The sequence below is a fragment of the Marinobacterium iners DSM 11526 genome (genome assembly GCF_900107855.1).
Taxonomy (GTDB): domain Bacteria; phylum Pseudomonadota; class Gammaproteobacteria; order Pseudomonadales; family Balneatricaceae; genus Marinobacterium; species Marinobacterium iners.
In genome coordinates this window covers 270,176-286,868 of record NZ_FNRJ01000002.1, presented here as the reverse complement: position 1 = coordinate 286,868, position 16,693 = coordinate 270,176, and the positions used below count along the sequence as shown (strand labels likewise).

16 protein-coding genes and 3 tRNA genes are annotated in these 16,693 nt (G+C 54.4%); 14 read left to right on the top strand and 5 right to left on the bottom strand.

The features are described from left to right. Both BLV48_RS04370 and BLV48_RS04365 read left to right on the top strand, forming a co-directional pair. Entirely contained in the window at positions 1 to 1,170 is a 1,170-nt protein-coding gene (locus BLV48_RS04370; protein ID WP_091823659.1) for a PP2C family protein-serine/threonine phosphatase, read from the top strand. Continuing rightward, positions 1,167 to 1,652, top strand: coding sequence for an STAS domain-containing protein (locus BLV48_RS04365; RefSeq protein ID WP_091823656.1), 486 nt, complete (start codon positions 1,167 to 1,169; stop codon positions 1,650 to 1,652). Before BLV48_RS04370 ends, BLV48_RS04365 begins: the two co-directional genes overlap by 4 nt. A 19-nt stretch (positions 1,653 to 1,671) precedes the next feature. On the opposite strand, the gene tal is transcribed toward BLV48_RS04365, so the two are convergent. From tal to BLV48_RS04350, 3 genes are all read right to left on the bottom strand, one after another. Further along, a complete protein-coding gene (gene tal / locus BLV48_RS04360) occupies positions 1,672 to 2,619 on the bottom strand; it encodes a transaldolase (protein ID WP_422730687.1) in 948 nt (315 codons plus the stop codon). A 37-nt stretch (positions 2,620 to 2,656) separates the two neighbouring features. Beyond that, positions 2,657 to 3,688, bottom strand: a complete 1,032-nt coding sequence (gene dusA / locus BLV48_RS04355) for a tRNA dihydrouridine(20/20a) synthase DusA (protein WP_091823650.1) — start codon at positions 3,686 to 3,688, stop codon at positions 2,657 to 2,659. 123 nt (positions 3,689 to 3,811) lie between these two features. Then, positions 3,812 to 5,026 (bottom strand): OprD family outer membrane porin, encoded by a 1,215-nt coding sequence (locus tag BLV48_RS04350; protein ID WP_139253881.1) that lies wholly within the window; start codon positions 5,024 to 5,026, stop codon positions 3,812 to 3,814. A gap of 128 nt (positions 5,027 to 5,154) precedes the next feature. Between BLV48_RS04350 and BLV48_RS04345 the strand changes: the two genes are divergently transcribed. The 6 genes from BLV48_RS04345 (at position 5,155) to BLV48_RS04320 (ending at position 9,203) form a co-directional block, all read left to right on the top strand. Next, a complete protein-coding gene (locus BLV48_RS04345; protein ID WP_139253880.1) occupies positions 5,155 to 6,912 on the top strand; it encodes a phosphoethanolamine transferase in 1,758 nt (585 codons plus the stop codon). Then, positions 6,909 to 7,280, top strand: a complete 372-nt coding sequence (locus BLV48_RS04340; RefSeq protein WP_091823641.1) for a diacylglycerol kinase — start codon at positions 6,909 to 6,911, stop codon at positions 7,278 to 7,280. The genes BLV48_RS04345 and BLV48_RS04340 overlap by 4 nt, the downstream gene beginning before the upstream one ends. A gap of 81 nt (positions 7,281 to 7,361) precedes the next feature. Continuing rightward, positions 7,362 to 8,846, top strand: coding sequence for a glutamate--tRNA ligase (gene gltX, locus BLV48_RS04335; RefSeq protein ID WP_091823638.1), 1,485 nt, complete (start codon positions 7,362 to 7,364; stop codon positions 8,844 to 8,846). 88 nt (positions 8,847 to 8,934) lie between these two features. Further along, positions 8,935 to 9,010: transfer RNA gene (locus BLV48_RS04330), tRNA-Ala, on the top strand. A gap of 16 nt (positions 9,011 to 9,026) precedes the next feature. Beyond that, positions 9,027 to 9,102: transfer RNA gene (locus tag BLV48_RS04325), tRNA-Glu, on the top strand. A gap of 25 nt (positions 9,103 to 9,127) precedes the next feature. Continuing rightward, positions 9,128 to 9,203 (top strand) — tRNA-Ala (locus tag BLV48_RS04320). Positions 9,204 to 9,208: 5 nt separating this feature from the next. On the opposite strand, the gene BLV48_RS04315 is transcribed toward BLV48_RS04320, so the two are convergent. Both BLV48_RS04315 and BLV48_RS04310 read right to left on the bottom strand, forming a co-directional pair. Further along, positions 9,209 to 9,805 (bottom strand): indolepyruvate oxidoreductase subunit beta, encoded by a 597-nt coding sequence (locus BLV48_RS04315; RefSeq protein WP_091823635.1) that lies wholly within the window; start codon positions 9,803 to 9,805, stop codon positions 9,209 to 9,211. Further along, positions 9,802 to 11,667 (bottom strand): thiamine pyrophosphate-dependent enzyme, encoded by a 1,866-nt coding sequence (locus BLV48_RS04310; RefSeq protein ID WP_091823632.1) that lies wholly within the window; start codon positions 11,665 to 11,667, stop codon positions 9,802 to 9,804. Before BLV48_RS04310 ends, BLV48_RS04315 begins: the two co-directional genes overlap by 4 nt. A 186-nt stretch (positions 11,668 to 11,853) precedes the next feature. Here BLV48_RS04310 and BLV48_RS04305 point away from each other — a divergent pair, with 186 nt between their 5' ends. The 6 genes from BLV48_RS04305 to paaE all read left to right on the top strand — a co-directional run bounded on the left by BLV48_RS04305 (position 11,854) and on the right by paaE (position 16,692). Further along, positions 11,854 to 12,600: a metallophosphoesterase gene (locus BLV48_RS04305; protein WP_091823630.1), complete on the top strand. Its 747-nt coding sequence runs from the start codon at positions 11,854 to 11,856 to the stop codon at positions 12,598 to 12,600. A gap of 407 nt (positions 12,601 to 13,007) precedes the next feature. Continuing rightward, on the top strand, positions 13,008 to 13,949 hold the full coding sequence (gene paaA / locus BLV48_RS04300) for a 1,2-phenylacetyl-CoA epoxidase subunit PaaA (protein ID WP_091823626.1): 942 nt from the start codon (positions 13,008 to 13,010) through the stop codon (positions 13,947 to 13,949). A gap of 13 nt (positions 13,950 to 13,962) precedes the next feature. Then, the gene (gene paaB / locus BLV48_RS04295) at positions 13,963 to 14,256 is read left to right on the top strand and encodes a 1,2-phenylacetyl-CoA epoxidase subunit PaaB (protein WP_091823623.1); all 294 of its coding nucleotides are present in this window, start codon (positions 13,963 to 13,965) and stop codon (positions 14,254 to 14,256) included. A 19-nt stretch (positions 14,257 to 14,275) separates the two neighbouring features. Continuing rightward, positions 14,276 to 15,040 (top strand): 1,2-phenylacetyl-CoA epoxidase subunit PaaC, encoded by a 765-nt coding sequence (gene paaC, locus BLV48_RS04290; RefSeq protein WP_091823620.1) that lies wholly within the window; start codon positions 14,276 to 14,278, stop codon positions 15,038 to 15,040. Positions 15,041 to 15,046: 6 nt separating this feature from the next. Continuing rightward, on the top strand, positions 15,047 to 15,586 hold the full coding sequence (paaD, locus tag BLV48_RS04285; protein ID WP_091823617.1) for a 1,2-phenylacetyl-CoA epoxidase subunit PaaD: 540 nt from the start codon (positions 15,047 to 15,049) through the stop codon (positions 15,584 to 15,586). An 8-nt stretch (positions 15,587 to 15,594) separates the two neighbouring features. Further along, complete coding sequence (gene paaE / locus BLV48_RS04280; RefSeq protein WP_091823614.1) at positions 15,595 to 16,692, top strand: 1,2-phenylacetyl-CoA epoxidase subunit PaaE; 1,098 nt, start codon at positions 15,595 to 15,597, stop codon at positions 16,690 to 16,692. Position 16,693: the final 1 nt, after the last annotated feature.

The following is a 16,693-nucleotide window of genomic DNA, read 5'->3' as shown; positions in this document are numbered from 1 at the left end:
ATGGGTCTACACCATCAGCGGGTGTTGCTGGTCTCAGACAGCACCCGCACCACCGATCGTATCTTCGAGCTCTGTGAGGAATGTGATCATCAGCGTCTGCGTCTGATTGTTTGTCGTGACACTGACGATGCCGATCAACAGCTCGACCACTATGATATCTCCCTGATAATTTTCGATCTTGCTTCTGTCGGCAGCAGCCTGTCGATGGATCGCATCGCACAGCGACTTAACCCCAAGCCACTTATCGCCCTGATCAATGAAGGCACGGCCGAGAGCTTGGTTGCTGCACTGCGCAGCGGGGCTGATGATGTTTACGTATCGGGCGAGCTGGATCTGCACCCTGAGTTGTTCGTTCGTTCGGTTGAGCGGCAATTGAAGCGGGCACGCTATATTGAGGAGGTGCGCAGTCTTCGTGACAGCCTTGAGCGCAGCCTGGATGAGCTGCGTGAGGATCAGCATGCTGCTCAGCAGGTGCAGCAGAATCTGCTTCCGCCTCAGCAACAGGATATCAATGGTATCGAGTACGCCTATGTGCTCCAGCCTTCCTTGCTGCTCAGCGGTGATTTTGTTGATGCCTTTGTTGTCAGTGACAAGTTGAGCCTGTTCTATCTGGCGGATGTATCCGGGCATGGGGCTTCATCGGCGCTGGTGACGGTGTTGCTGAAAAACATGACACACAGGCTGCTGCGTAACTACCGCCGTAATTCAAGCTTTGACATTCTGTCGCCTTCTGCCACGTTGCACCGCATTAATCGTGAGATGTTGCTGACTTCGCTGGGCAAGCATTTGACCATGTTTGTCGGTTTGATTAACCACGATACTCAAACCCTGAGCTATGCTGTAGGTGGTCATCATCCGCTGCCGATTTTGCTTCAGGATGGGAGGGTGCGTTTTCTGGAAGGGAGGGGTATGCCCCTTGGCTTGTTTGAAGAGCCGGTGTTTGATGAGTTAGAGTGTCCGCTTGGCGACAATTTTACACTGACTCTGTTCTCCGATGGTGTGCTTGAAGTGATTGATGGTGAAACGCTGGAAGATAAAGAGCAGGTGCTGCTGAATATGTGCAGTGCAAAATACGGGTCGCCAGCCGAGTTTTTGCAGAGTATGATGCCCGCCGGGCGGGGACATCCCGATGATGTGGCGATCATGACTGTACGCAGAGAGTCTTTATGAGTGATGGGGCGATCTATTACGCGTGCCGCGACGGGCACTACGTTCTGAAGTTTGTAGGTGATGTGCGCCTGACCCTCTGCTCGACTATCGAGCGACACCTCGAAGCCGTGTTGGAGCGTGAAGATGTGTCAGATACGCTGGTTGACCTGACTGAAACGGACAACATCGACAGCACATCTCTTGGGTTGATTGCAAAGCTTGCGATCAAGGCGCGAGAGAAAGGAATGCCGTTGCCGACCTTGGTGTCCACCAACGGCGATATCACACGCATTCTCTACAGTATGGGGTTTGATCGCGTGTTTGTGTTGCTGGAGGAGTTGCCTACCAGCCGCTGTGACCTCAAGCAGGTGCCGTTTGTGCAGGAGTCTGAAGATGAAGTGCGCGAGCGAATTCTCGATGCTCACAAGGTGCTGATTGATCTGAACGAGTCCAACCGTAACGCCTTTAAGGATCTGGTCGCAACATTGGAGAGCTGCCGTTAAAGCCGCTCTCCTGCAACCGTCAGTGACCTGCCAGTAGTTGTTCCAGCTTGATCTGGTCCTTGGCAAAATTGCGAATCCCTTCTGCCAGCTTTTCCTGTGCCATTACATCTTCGTTCATATCCCAGCGGAAGTCGCTTTCGTTCAGGTGTAGGCGAGTATCATCACTGCTGCATTCAGCTGACAGCATGCGGTGCAGGGGCTGCTCCGTGCTGGCCAGTTCCTGCATCAGGGCGGGGCTGATCGTGAGTCGATCACAGCCTGCCAATGACTGGATTTCGCCGATATTGCGGAAACTGGCACCCATCACGACTGTATCGTAGTTGTGTGCTTTGTAGTAATGGTAGATTCGAGCCACTGATCGTACCCCCGGGTCACGCTGGAGGCTGAAATCAGCCTCTGGCTCTCGAGCCTTGTGCCAGTCCAGTATGCGGCCAACAAAGGGTGAAATCAGATAAATGCCGGCATCGGCGCAGGCGCGGGCCTGAGCAAAGCCAAACAGTAAGGTCAGGTTGCAGTTGATGCCTTCCTGCTCCAGTTGACGGCCAGCTTCGATACCCTCCCAAGTGGAGGCAATCTTGATCAATACGCGTTCCCGGGGAATATCAAGGGCTTCGTACATGCTGATCAGCTCCCGCGCCTTGGCAACCGTAGCTGCCGTATCAAATGACAGGCGGGCATCAACTTCGGTAGAGACGCGTCCCGGTACCAGTTGAGTAATTTCACGGCCGATCAGTACGGCGAAGCGATCTGTCATCAGTCCGAGCTGCTTGGTTGTGTTGGAGGTTTGTGCGGCAGCCCAGTCCTGTGCCTCCTTCAGCAGGGGGGTATATTTTGCATCCTGTGCGGCCTTGAGCAGCAGTGATGGGTTCGTGGTGGCATCGACCGGTGCAAACTGGCGGATGGCGTCGATATCGCCGGTATCCGCCACCACGGTTGTCATCTGTTTCAATTGTTCAAGCTGGTTCATCAAATCTAGTCCTGTAAAAGCAAATAAAGTCTTTAGCTCAATCCTGTGCGACCAATGCAAGCGCGGCCCTGAAGGTGTCAACGCCTGCTTCCCTTGCATGACCGTTTTCGCTTAGATATCGGCGGAACTGTTTACCGCCACGCTGGCCGTGGAAGAGTCCAAGCAGGTGTTTGGCAACGGCGTACAGGGGAGCGCCTTCAGCCAGGCGCTGCTCCAAGTAGGGGATGAATGCTTCGGCAATGTCCATGCGGCTGCGTGCCGGACGATCAATGCCGAAGTAGCGTTGGTCCACCTCACTGAGCAGTGGCCAGGGATTCTGGTAGGCCTCACGCCCGATCATCACGCCGTCGACCCTCTCAAGATGCTGGTCGCACTCGGCAAGTGTTTTAATGCCGCCATTGATGATGATCTCCAGCTCGGGGTATAGAGCCTTTATGCGGTAAACATGGTCGTAGATCAGTGGCGGGATATCGCGATTTTCCTTGGGGCTCAAGCCCTGAAGAATCGCCTTTCGTGCATGAATGGTAAAGCTGGTGCAGCCGCTTTGGCGAACTGTCTCGACAAACTGGTGCAAGTGTTCAAAGCTGTCCAGATCATCAATGCCAAGTCGGTGTTTGACCGTGACGGGAATGCCTGCCGCTGCCCGCATTTCTCCCAGGCATTCCGCCACAAGCTGTGGGTGCGCCATCAGGCAGGCGCCGATCATATTGTTCTGTACCCGATCGCTTGGGCAGCCTACATTCAGGTTCACCTCGTCATAGCCCCACTCTTCGGCCATGCGGGCGCACTGAGCGAGTTCACTCGGGTTGCTGCCACCCAACTGAAGCGCGACTGGATGCTCACTGGCGTGATAGTCAAGATGGCGTGCGGCGTCGCCATGGATCAGCGCGCCTGTCGTAACCATTTCGGTGTACAGCAAAGTGTGGTCTGAGAACAGGCGATGAAAGACCCTGCAATCAGATGTTGTCCAGTCCATCATCGGCGCAACTGAGAATCGCCGGCTGATACTGTCAGGTGTCGAAGAGGGATTGGAAATGTCGAGTCTTTGTGGTGCCTGAGCTGAGTTCATTACTGCCTGTTCTGTTCGATTTAAGGCGGCTACTATAACACAGCTGGCAGGATGATTCGGCGGGGCGCAGAGACAAAACAGGCCCCAAAAGGGGGCCTGTAAAAAGAGGAAACTGACAGCTGATCAGAAAGCGTTGAAGCCGTAGTTTGCGATCAGGCGTACCTCGTCGACGTTGTCGAACTGCTCACTTTCAATGTGAGCAATGCGTGCACGCAGTGAAAGGCCCTCAAGCGTTCCGCCCTGAACTGTATATCGGGCTTCAAGATCGGTTTCGCTTTCTTTGGCATCTGACTGGGTGCTGGTATCAATATCCCAACCTTCGGTATGACGTGCCATCAGACTCAGTCCCGGTACAGATGCGACATTGTAGTCGGCGCGAACCTGCAGTGACTGTTCATCCGCACTGTTGAAGTCCAGATATTGAACGGAGTTCCAGACCATCAGGATGTTGTTGTCGTTGTTAAAGCCATCCCAGCTGTAGTCATAACCATCATCGCCACCTATGTTCTGGTAGGACAGCGTCATGGTTAGGTCGCCGGTCGTGTAGCGGCCTGCAAGGTTGAACAGGCTGGATTGATAATCACGGCCGTAAAGGTCACCGTCATCCGTGCCGTAGTAATAGTGTGCATCTACCAGAATATTGTCGCCGTTGTTCAGTTCAAACGGATAGGACGCGTTCAGGTAGGTCTGACGCAGGTAGTCATCAGCGATGCCGTGAGCTGCCTGGACGCTCAAGCCGTTATTGAAGCTATAGCTGCCGCCGAGGACGTACAGGTCGTACTCTTCACCGTTGGCTTCATACTTGTCAAAGTCAGTCTCGGCCATGTTGACAGCACGATCACTGTAGATGGCATAAAGATCAGCGCCGCCCACTTGAGTATCCAGTTTGATCGCCTGGGTCGAGCTGGGGGTTGAGCGAGAGTCGTCATCGTATAGCAGAGGAGTCGCGAGAACCATGCGACCCGCACGCAGCTCGGTGATGTCACCCAATTTCAGTTTGATGAATGCCTGGCCCAGTTTGGCATAGCTCTCGGTATCATCGCCATCGGCTTTAAGCATGCCAATGCTTTCATCGCCACCGCGGCCATCCAGTTTGAGGGCTCCAAACAGGGAGGCGTCAAAGCCGATCACATCGTTGATATAGGGAGAAACATAATCAATGCGCACGGCCTGAGAAGCGGCTACACGGTCTTCTGCGGTCCCTTGACGAAAGTCGCGATTGAAGTAAAGCGTACGCAGGTTGATATCCAGGCTTGGCTCATTGGCAAAGGCAGCTGGCGTGGCGATCATGCCGCAACTTGCTAATGCAACGGCGAGTGGTTTTTTGAGTGTATTCATCGTAGCTGTACCCTGTTGAATGAGAGGGTCTGCAGAGTTGTGTTCGCCAAATTTGGTATTGGCAGCAGACTGAACGGGGCGCAGTGTAATAAAATGCACGTTTGAGCTCAAACGTGTGGTATTAGACCTTGTCTGTATTTAAAGCCTTATCCAGGCCCCTGCTGGGGTTGCCGGTAGCGATCATTTTTCTTTTGCTGCTCGATCTTCTGTTGGTGCGAGATTTGGCATGGACGCTGGAGAACTATCAGGGCAAGCGCTTCTGGGTCAATTTTGGCATCAGTGCTTTTGTGCTTTGGGCGCTGTTATTCAATATCCGAGGCTATTGGAACCTGCACCGGCGCACTGCAGTCGCCTTGTTGGCTGGCGTGGCCATTGCCTATTTCGCCCAAAGTGCCTACTTCGGCGTATACCGCAAGTTTGTAACGGTATTTGATTTCCGCTTTTTTGCCACTGATCCCCTTATGGCCGTTGAATTGTGGCTGGAGCACGGTACCTTTCTGCGTCCTGTTCTGGCGGCAGGGCTCGCCTGTATGGTGTTGTATCTGATTATGCGCCAGCCGGCCTCCCCTCGTCGCTGGCTGCGCTGGAGTAAGGGTGGGTTGGGTGTTGCACTGTTTTTACTGGTGACGCTCAACTGGTATGGCGCACCTCATTTCCAGCTTTCACCGGTGGCCTATGCCGGTAATCTGATCAGTGCAGTCGAGTTCAATTACAACCGGGATGACTACCCGCCAAAACCCACGCTGAATTACCGCGAGCAGGTGCCTGAAGGAGCGCCATCGCTGGTGTTTGTGATCGGCGAGTCATTGAACGTGAATCATATGGGGGTTTATGGCTATGAGCGTGCGACAACACCGAATCTGAGCCGGTTGCAACAGGAGCAAAAGCTGGTCGCCATGCGCAATGCAGTGAGTATTGGTCCACGCACGCTAACCTCGGTTCCCTACATGTTGACCGGATTGCAAGGCGTTGACCCGCACGGGGTGATCTACTCCGTGCCGACTCTGTTCAATTATGCGAAAAGTGCGGGCTATGTCACCGCACTGATCACGGCGCAGGATTTCCAGTGGCGGAATACAGATAAACTTTTTGTTGATCAGGATATGGATCACTTTGAGCAGGGCAGTCATTTCAGCGCTGACGTCAGCGTGTCGATTGGTGCTGACGATCGGGTGGTGCTGGAAAAAGGTATCAAGCCCTGGCTGCAACGCCAGTCAGAAGATGAGCGTCCCTTCATGCTGGTGGTTCAAATGAGCGGCAGCCACACTCCGTTTTCTCGACAGGTACCGGCCGATATGAAGCAGTTCTTGCCGGAAGAAAACCCCAACAGCATCAACGCCTATGACAACACAGTGTGGTACACCGATCTTGTTCTAAATGAACTTTTTCAGGCAGTAAGAGCCGAGAAGCCGAACAGCTGGATCTTTTACTCATCCGATCACGGGGAGCATGTGACCGGAAAGGGTGGGGCCTTTCATGGCGATTTTCAGGATGAGGTGACACACAACAGTTTTCTGGTTTTCCCACCTGCATCATATTATGAAGCGGTTGTCGGCAAGGTGGATGCTCCGCTGTCACAGGCAGATATTTTCGCTACCCTGCTGGAACTGATGCAGGTGGAGCCGGTGACACCTATTGATGGTTTGAGCCTGTTGGGTGATATTCCTGAAGGTCGGATGCGAATTGTCACGGCGTTTATGAAAACTCTGCATAATGACCCGCGGGCTGCGCTGGTGTTCCCGGATCGTCGCATCTGGGAAGTGGATTTTGAACGCAGCAATGTACGCTTGGCCGATGGGGAGAGTGTGATTCCCTACCGCCAGATGGATAAGCGCTACCGTCAGATGTTCGACCGTCGAATTAATGCAGGGAAAACAAGCGAATGATCGTAACCAAAACCACGGGGCTGGCGAGGTTCTATTACGCCACCCGCTATTCAATCAAGGGGCTGCGAGCCGCCTATCGCAGTGAGCCGGCATTTCGGTATGAACTGTGGGCGGCAGCGTTGCTGTTGCCACTGGCATTCTGGCTGGCTCAATCCGGCTTGCAGCTGGGACTTTTGATCAGCTCACTGCTGTTTGTGCTGATCATGGAGCTGATCAATACTGCCATAGAAGCGGTGGTCGACCGTGCCGGTACCGAGTTCCATGCTCTGGCCGGCCTGGCCAAGGATCTTGGATCGGCAGCGGTGTTGCTGGCGCTGTTCGTTACGGCTTTGATCTGGGGCGGTATCGCTTGGGACAACTTCAGCTGACGCTCCTGCATGGCAGCCTGCCTGTCTTGCGCGTTATAATGTCGCGTTTAACTCACCCCATTACAGGATCGAGTCACCATCATGACTGTTCGTACCCGTGTAGCACCGTCACCTACTGGCGATCCCCACGTAGGCACCGCCTATATTGCACTGTTTAACCTCGCTTTTGCCCGTCAGCATGGCGGTCAGTTCATTCTGCGTATTGAAGATACCGACCAAACCCGCAGTACGGTCGAGTCTGAACAGGCGATCCTGGACTCGTTGCGCTGGCTGGGGCTGGAGTGGGACGAAGGCCCAGACGTGGGCGGTCCACATGGTCCTTATCGCCAGAGCGAACGCAAGGATATGTACAAGGACTTTGCCATGCGTCTGGTGGAGGAGGGCACGGCGTTTCTCTGCTTCCGTACCGCAGAGGAGCTGGATGAGCTGCGCGAAACTCGTCGTGTCGATGGCAAGCATACAGCACTGAAACAGAGTGACCTTGAGTTGCCGCAGGACGAAGTCGAGCGTCGCATGGCGGCGGGAATGCCCTATGTGGTCCGCATGAAGGTGCCCGAAGAGGGTGTCTGTGTGATTGACGACATGCTGCGAGGCCCGATCGAGCTGGATTGGGGGCAGGTTGATGCTCAGATTCTGCTCAAGTCCGATGGCATGCCGACCTACCATCTGGCCAACGTAGTCGATGACCATCTAATGCAGATCACCCACGTGATTCGTGGCGAAGAGTGGATCAACTCAGCACCCAAGCACAAGCTGCTGTACCAGTACTTTGGTTGGGAGATGCCGCAGTTGTGCCACATGCCGCTGCTGCGCAACCCGGACAAATCCAAGCTGTCCAAGCGCAAGAACCCGACCAGCATTCTGTACTATCAGCGCATGGGCTTCCTGCCGGAAGCGCTGCTGAACTATCTCGGTCGCATGGGTTGGTCCATGCCGGATGAGCGTGAAAAGTTCAACCGTGACGAGATGTTTGCGAACTTCGATATTCAGCGTGTGTCTTTGGGCGGGCCGGTATTCGATCAGGAAAAGCTGAGCTGGCTCAATGGCCTTTGGATTCGTGAAGAGCTGAGCCCAGAGCAGTTTGCGGCACAGGTACAGAAGTGGGCGTTGAACCCCGAGTATCTGGCGCAGATCATTCCGCTGATTCAGCCACGCGTCGAGAAATTTACTGACATCGCTCCGCTGGCTGGGTTCTTCCTCAGTGGAATGCTGTCGATCACCGAGGCGGATTTTGAGCACAAGAAAATCGAGCTTGATGAGGTGCGTCGCATCCTGCAGTTCAGTGTTTGGCATATGGATCAGCAAGGCCATTGGGACCGTGACAGCCTGTTCGCCGAGTTGAAACAACTGGCCGATGGTATGGAAATCAAGATTCGTGATTTCCTGTTCCCGCTGTTCGTAGCCATATCCGGTACGGCACAAAGTGTTTCAGTGGTGGATGCCATGTCTATTTTGGGACCGGATATGAGCCGCGCCCGTCTGCGCCATGCGCTTGAAGTAGTGGGTACGCCGTCCAAGAAGGAAACCAAGCGTCTCGAAAAGGAATACAAGGCGCTAACTGACTGATTCAGTTGTGCAAATTGTCAAATTTACTGCAAGAAAACGTTTGACAGCACAGGGTGGGGCCATTACTATACGCCCCGTCCTTTGACGAGGGGCCTTAGCTCAGCTGGGAGAGCGCAACACTGGCAGTGTTGAGGTCAGCGGTTCGATCCCGCTAGGCTCCACCAAATCGTCATACACTGCGTCCCATTCGTCTAGTGGCCTAGGACACCGCCCTTTCACGGCGGTAACAGGGGTTCGAACCCCCTATGGGACGCCATTTTTACAGGCATTCGCCTGATTGTGGGGCCTTAGCTCAGCTGGGAGAGCGCGACACTGGCAGTGTCGAGGTCAGCGGTTCGATCCCGCTAGGCTCCACCATCCTCTTATATCTTTCCAGGTTCTCTGTAACCGGCATCAAATGCCTGCTCATTAAGAGTCAGCATTTTTCCACCCTTGTTGGCAAAATGGTCCAGCAAAGCCTGTTTCAGCAAGCCGCTGTCGAAAGGCAGATGTCTGGCTGCGGCACCGAGCATCAGGCTGTTTACCAATCGACGATCCCCCATGCCAATGGCCATATCCCCGGCATTCAAGCTGCTGACGCTGATCGGATACCGGGCCAGCTGTTCCAGTGGTGCATCCGGATATTCAAACAACCCTAAAGATACAACCGGTGGAGTTTGTGCAAAGGTGTTTACCAGTGCAGCTGCACCTGTGCGCAGGTGTCCCGCCCAGCGCAGTGCCTCAGCTGGCTCGAACGCCAGTAGCAAGTCGGCGTGTCCGGGTGTGATGGAAGGGGAGTACACGTGCTCACCAAAGCGGACGTGGGAGGTTACAACACCACCGCGCTGTGCCATGCCTGCTACCTCTGTCTTTTTCACATCATGGCCGGCGCGAATGGCAGTCTGAGCAATAATGTCCGCTGCGGTCATGACGCCTTGTCCGCCAATTCCGGCCACCAGTATATTGGTTACGTAGCTCATGCACTTACCTCCACGGCATTGATTCGGCTGTCGCGGCTTAGCGGAATGATGGCATCCGGGCCGCAGGTGTTGATGCAAAGATTGCATCCGGTACAGGCTGCGCTGTCGATTTTCACGAATGCCAGTTGCTTTTCACGACCGTTGGGTTTGATCACCGTTTCACGCCGTTCAACCAGAATGGCCGGGCAGCCTACATCAAGGCAGTTGCTGCAGCCGGTACACCTGTCGGCATCTACCGCCAGAGCCGGTTGTTGTCGGTAACGCTCGGTAAGGACGCAGGGCTGATTGGTGATGATGACCGACGGCCCGGTTTGTTTGACCTCTTCGCGCAACGCCTTGAACAGTACAGGCAGTTCATATGGGTTTACCTCATGGATTCGCGCTGGTTTGACACCCAGGGCCTCACACAGCTTTCTGAAATCTACCTGTATGGTTTCCTCGCCATGAAGATCAAGGCCTGAAGAGGGAGCGTTCTGTCCACCGGTCATCCCAACTGCTCGGTTGTCCAGCAGCAGGATGGTAACGTTGCCACGGTTGTAGGTGATGTCCAGCAGTCCCTGCATGCCCATATGCAGGAATGTGGAATCGCCGATGACCGCAATGACATTCTTGTTTTGATCCGCTTCACTGCGCCCCTTGTCGATCCCTTGGGCAACGCTTAGTGAAGCCCCCATGCTGATGCAGGTATCCAGTGCACTCCATGGCTGGCCGGCCCCCAGCGTGTAGCAACCGATGTCGCCGGAGATAATGGTGTTTTTAACGTGTGCGAGGCAGTAGTAGATGCCCATGTGAGGGCAGGCGACGCACAGGGTTGGTGGGCGCGGAAACAGGTCGTTTTGAGTTGCAGGGGCAGTGGTGCAGGTGTCACCGGTGAGCGGGGCCAATGCGGGCCTTAGTACGGAAGGTATCAGTTCTCCGATCCGGGGCAGGATATCCTTACCGCTGAGCTGGATGCCGGCCGCTTTCAACTCGGTTTCGAGCAGGGGTTCGACCTCTTCTGCCACAATAAGCTGGTCAACCTCTTGGGCAAAGGCTCTGATTGTTTCAATGGGGGCGGGGTGGCTAAGCCCAAGCTTCAGAACGGGGGCTTCCGGAAATGTTTCGCGTACATGGCAATAGGCGGCTCCCGAGGTGACAAAGCCAATCCGCCGATCCTGGCCTGGCTCGAACCGGTTCAGTTCACAGCCTTCTGAAAATTGCGCCAACTCTTTATCGCGTTGCATCATCAACGGTATGCGGTTGCGTGCGTTGCCCGGCACCATTACGTAGCGGCTGCTGTCCTTATTGAAGAACCGTGCAACCGTTTTTTCGGACGCATCGGTTCGGACCAGTCCCTTTACGTGGCAGATACGAGTGGTTAGGCGCAGCAGCACGGGTACTGAAAACTGTTCTGACAGGCTGAAAGCAAAGCGGGTCATGCTGTAGGCTTCCTGCGCGTCACAAGGCTCCAGCACCGGAATATGGGCGAACCGACCCCAGTAGCGAGAGTCTTGCTCATTCTGTGAGGAAGAGAGCCCCACATCATCCGCCACTGCAATGACCAGTCCGCCAACCGCGCCAATCAGTGTTTGAGTCATCAAAGCATCGGATGCCACGTTGAGTCCGACGTGCTTCATGGCGCAAAGGGCCCGGCTTCCGGCCAGCGAAGCGCCAATCGTGACCTCAAGTGACACCTTTTCGTTGATCGACCACTCTGAGTAGACCGTTGGATAGGCTGACAGATATTCCAGTATTTCGGTGGATGGTGTCCCGGGGTAGGCTGCTGCCACACGGCAATCGGCATCGCGGGCAGCCATCGCTACCGCTTCGTTGCCGGAAATGAATATGGCCTGTGGATTACGTACCTGTTCGGCGGCGGTCATTGGGCGCTCCATGACAAGATGATATTTTTTATTAAAGGTCTTGTTCGAAAATGAATCATGTTTCGAGTGTAGAGCTGCAGCCACGGGCGTATACGGATCTGGATCAATAAAGCGTGAATGTGGCACATTAGCCAATAGCAGCGCGGCGAAGAGCGTTGATGTCGATCATCAGGGAGCGGGAATGTTATGAATGTAATCCAGCATGTGGCAGCTAATCAGCGTGGGCGCGATTTTGTGGTGGGTGATATTCACGGCTGGTACGGGCCCTTAATGGCTGAGCTGGAGGCGGTCTGTTTTGACCCTGCCCGGGATCGGCTGTTTTCAGTGGGGGACTTGATCAATCGAGGGCCGGATTCAGAACGTTGCCTGCTGTTGACTCAAGAGCCCTGGTTTTTTGCGGTGCGCGGAAATCACGAGCAAATATTGTTCAACTGGCTGAAACAGCCTGAGGCGGTGGATGTGGAAACATGGCTGCGATACGGCGGCAGAGCCTGGTTGGGCACCGGTCCGGAACACTACTTTGCTCGCCATGCGAAGCTGCGCCAGCATGCTGAGATGCTGGCAGAGCAAATGCCCTGGGTAATTGAGCTTGAGGTGGGTGATGGGCGCAGAATCGGCATCTCACACAGCACCTTCCCGCTGGATGAATGGGAAGACCTCGCCCTGAGGCTACCGTTTGAGCCTGCGTTGCAGGAAGCCTTGTTGTGGGAACGCCCCATTAAGCAGTCTGAATTTGTCCACCATGTGGAGGGGATCGACCTGACGGTACATGGCCATGTGGTTGTGCCAAGGGTCGAGCGACGTGGCAACGGCATATATATTGATACGGGGGCTGCGTTGTTTGAACAGCCGCTGAAGCCTGAAAGCCGTACTCATAACCCGCGTATTACGGCGATCGAACTCAGCGAATTGTTTGTGATTTCAGCTCACTGAACCGCAATCGGTGCGGTGTCACTCTTGAACTCAAGTCGTTTTCGGCACATCTGCAGTATCTGTTCGGCGATACCTTAACTGACGTGAATCAATTTCAGCATTGACTCGGAGCTACGCCCTCACTTGTCGTATTTATTGACTAGACTGATCCGTATGACTGCACCCGCAGTATCATTGCTTCAAGTGATACACTAATTCAAAAAAAGTTTTGTTTTTATGTATCATTTAATTAGATTTGGTAGTACATTTAATCCATCGCATGTTGGTGAGCGTATCCTGTTGTATCTGTGCCTGAAGCGGTACAGCTAAACAGGCTGTAAGTGGCTAGAGCGATACAAAAAACACTCTGGCTTAGAAAAATAAGTTACACAGTGCGACAGAATGAACCAAGATCGGAGAGCAGAACGATGACGCCCGAAGAAAAGAATTTCATGCGTAAGATCGAAGCGGAAGAGAAGATCGAGCCCAAGGACTGGATGCCTGCGGAATACCGCAAGAACCTGATCCGTCAGATCTCTCAGCACGCTCACTCTGAAGTGATCGGCATGCAGCCGGAAGGCAACTGGATCACCCGTGCACCTTCTCTGCGCCGCAAGGCGGTATTGCTGTCCAAGGTACAGGACGAAGCGGGACACGGCCTTTATCTCTACAGCGCAGCCGAAACCCTGGGTATTTCTCGTTCCGAAATGATCGAGCAGCTACAGACCGGTAAAGCCAAGTATTCCTCGATTTTCAACTACCCGACCCTGACCTGGGCTGATGTAGCGGCGATAGGTTGGCTGGTTGATGGTGCTGCCATCGTGAACCAGGTATCCCTGCAGCGTACCTCTTACGGTCCGTACTCACGCGGCATGATCCGTATCTGTAAGGAAGAGAGTTTCCACCAGCGTCAGGGCTATGAAGCCATGCTGGCTTTGGCCAAGGGTTCTCCGGAACAGAAGGCGATGGCTCAGGACGCCCTGAATCGCTTTTACTGGCCGGCCCTGATGATGTTTGGTCCGCACGACACCGAATCTGCCCACTCCCAGAAGTCCATGGAGTGGAAGATCAAGCGCGAGACCAATGACGATCTGCGCCAAAAATTTGTTGACCAGACCGTCAAGCAGATTGAAGTGCTGGGTCTTGACCACCCGGACGCCAACATCAAGTGGAACGAAGCGCGTGGCCACTACGACAGCAGCGATCTGAACTGGGACGAGTTCTGGAGTGTGATCAACGGTAACGGTCACTGCAACCGTCAGCGTATCGAGCACCATGTTGCCGCTCACGATGAAGGCGAATGGGTTCGTGACGCCATTACTGCATACAACGAAAAGAAACGCGCCAAAAAAGCACAGCGTGCAGCTTAAGAGGTAACTGGAAATGACAAAGCCAACAGAAAAACTGGAACTGTTTGAGGTTTTCGTACGCTCCAAGCGTGGTCTGGACCACAAACATGTCGGCAGCCTGCACGCTGAAGATCCTGAACAGGCACTGGAGTACGCCCGCGACTGCTACACCCGTCGCAGCGAAGGCGTCAGCCTGTGGGTCGTAAAGTCCAGCGACATCTGCGCCTCTCAGGAAGATGATGCGGATTGCTTCTACGATCCGAACGATGACAAGCCCTACCGTCACGCGACTTATTACGTGCTGCCCGATCCCGTCAACAACATGTAATTGGTGAGGAGATAGAGTAATGAGTGACGCAATCAAGGCGGCAACGCTTGAATATGCCACCCGTCTGGGTGATGACTCCGTGGTTCTGGGCCACCGTATCTCCGAGTGGGTGAGCTACGGTCCGTTCCTCGAAGAAGACATCGCCTACGGCAATGTGGCACTGGACTACATCGGTCGTGCTCGCATGTTCTATACCTATGCAGCCGAGCTGGCCAACGATGGTCGCACCGAAGATGACTTCGCCTACATGCGCAGCGATCGTGAATACCGCAACCTGTTGTTGATGGAAATGCCCAAGGGTGATTTCGCCTACTCTCAGGTTCGTCAGCTGTTCGCGGATGTGTACTACACCATCATGCTGCCGCATCTGGAGCAGTCCAAGGACAAAACGCTGGCCGCAATCGCCTCCAAGGCGATCAAGGAAACCAAGTATCACCTGCGTCGCAGCCGCGATTGGGTACTGCGCTTGGGTGATGGTACTGAAGAGAGCCACAAGCGTACTCAAAAGGCCGTGGATGCACTCTGGGGTTACACCCACGAGATGTTCGACATGGATGAAACCGAGCAACTGCTGGCTGACAACGGTATCGGTGTCGACGTATCCAAGTTGCGCGATGAGTGGCACAAGATGGTCAGCGATATTCTGACCGAAGCGACTCTGACCGTACCGGAAGACAGCTGGGCCGTACGTGGTGGTCGTACCGGCTATCACACCGAGAATCTGGGTCACATGTTGACCGAGATGCAGATCGTGCATCGCTCTCACCCCGGATGCCAGTGGTAACGCGCCATGAATGAAATCTCACTGATGCCGGAAGAGCAGTATCGCCGTTTGCAACAGCGCAACGCCCCGGACGTAAAGGAACTCTGGAATTTGCTCGATGAAGTGAAGGATCCCGAAGTCCCGGTACTGAGCATCTGGGATCTGGGGATTCTGCGTGACGTGGAGCGTGATGGTGACCGTATTGTGGTCACCATCACTCCGACTTACTCCGGCTGTCCGGCGATGAACACCATCACCGATGACGTGGTGGCTCAGCTCAACCGAAACGGTTATGACAAGGTCGAAGTCAAAATGACGCTGTCGCCGGCCTGGAGTTCGGAGTGGATGTCACCGGAAGGACGCCGCAAGCTGCGCAACTACGGCGTGGCACCGCCGGAAGATGCCGATATCGATGCGGATGGCCTGACCCCGGATGCCCATGCCAAGTGCCCGCACTGTGGCTCGCGCAACACCCGTCGGATAAGCGAGTTTGGCTCCACCGCCTGCAAGGCGCTGTTCCAGTGCAACGATTGCAACGAGCCTTTTGACTATTTTAAGAAGATATAGGTGAAGCGATGTCTGACACCAATTTCTACACGCTGAAAGTGGCCGAAGTCCAGCCTGAAACGGACTCGGCCATCTGCGTGACCTTTGAAGTACCTGAAGAACTGAAGCAGAAGTTCAAGTTTATCCAGGGCCAGTTCCTGACCCTGCGCGCCATGATTGATGGCGAAGATGTGCGTCGTTCCTACTCCATCTGCTCCGGCGTGAACGATGGCCACATGCGTGTCGGCATTAAGCGTGTACAGGATGGTCGTTTCTCCAACTACGCCAACGACCACTTCAAGCCGGGCGTTGAGGTTGAAGTCATGCCGCCTCAGGGCAGCTTCTACACCGAGCTGAACCCGGATAACGCCAAGAACTACATGTGCATCGCGGCGGGCTCCGGCATTACGCCGATGATCTCGATCATGAAGTCCGTGCTTTCAACCGAAGCCAACAGCAAGGTCACGCTGATCTACGGTAACCAGCGCAGCAATACCGTGATGTTCAAGGATGAGCTGAACTTCATCAAGAACCGTTATATGGATCGCTTCCAGTGGATCAATATTATGGACTATGAAGATCAGGGAGCGGATCTGCTAAACGGTCGCATCGACAACAAGAAAGGCTATGCACTGCAGAAGAGTGGCCTGATCGATATCAAGAGCACCGATGAAGCGTTCATTTGTGGTCCTGAGGCGATGATGACCGAAGTCTCTCGCGGCTTCCGTATGGAAGGTTTGAGCGACAGCCAGATTCACTACGAGCTCTTTGCTACTTCATCTGCAGACTCCAAGGAGATGCTGGAGAAAGCACAGGCGCGTGTAGCGCAGTATGGCGAAGACAAGATGAGCAAGGTGACCGTGGTTGCCGATGGTCGCTCGGTGATGTTCGACCTGGCTACCGTGGGCCAGAATATCCTGGATGCGGGTATGGATGCCGGTATGGACCTGCCGTACTCCTGCAAGGCCGGTGTGTGCTCCACCTGCAAGTGTAAACTGACCAAGGGTGAAGTGGAGATGGATATCTCCCATGGCTTGGAGCAGCACGAAATTGAAGCCGGTTACGTGCTCAGCTGTCAGGCACACCCGATCTCGGACGAGGTGGTGCTGGATTTCGATCAGCGCTGAT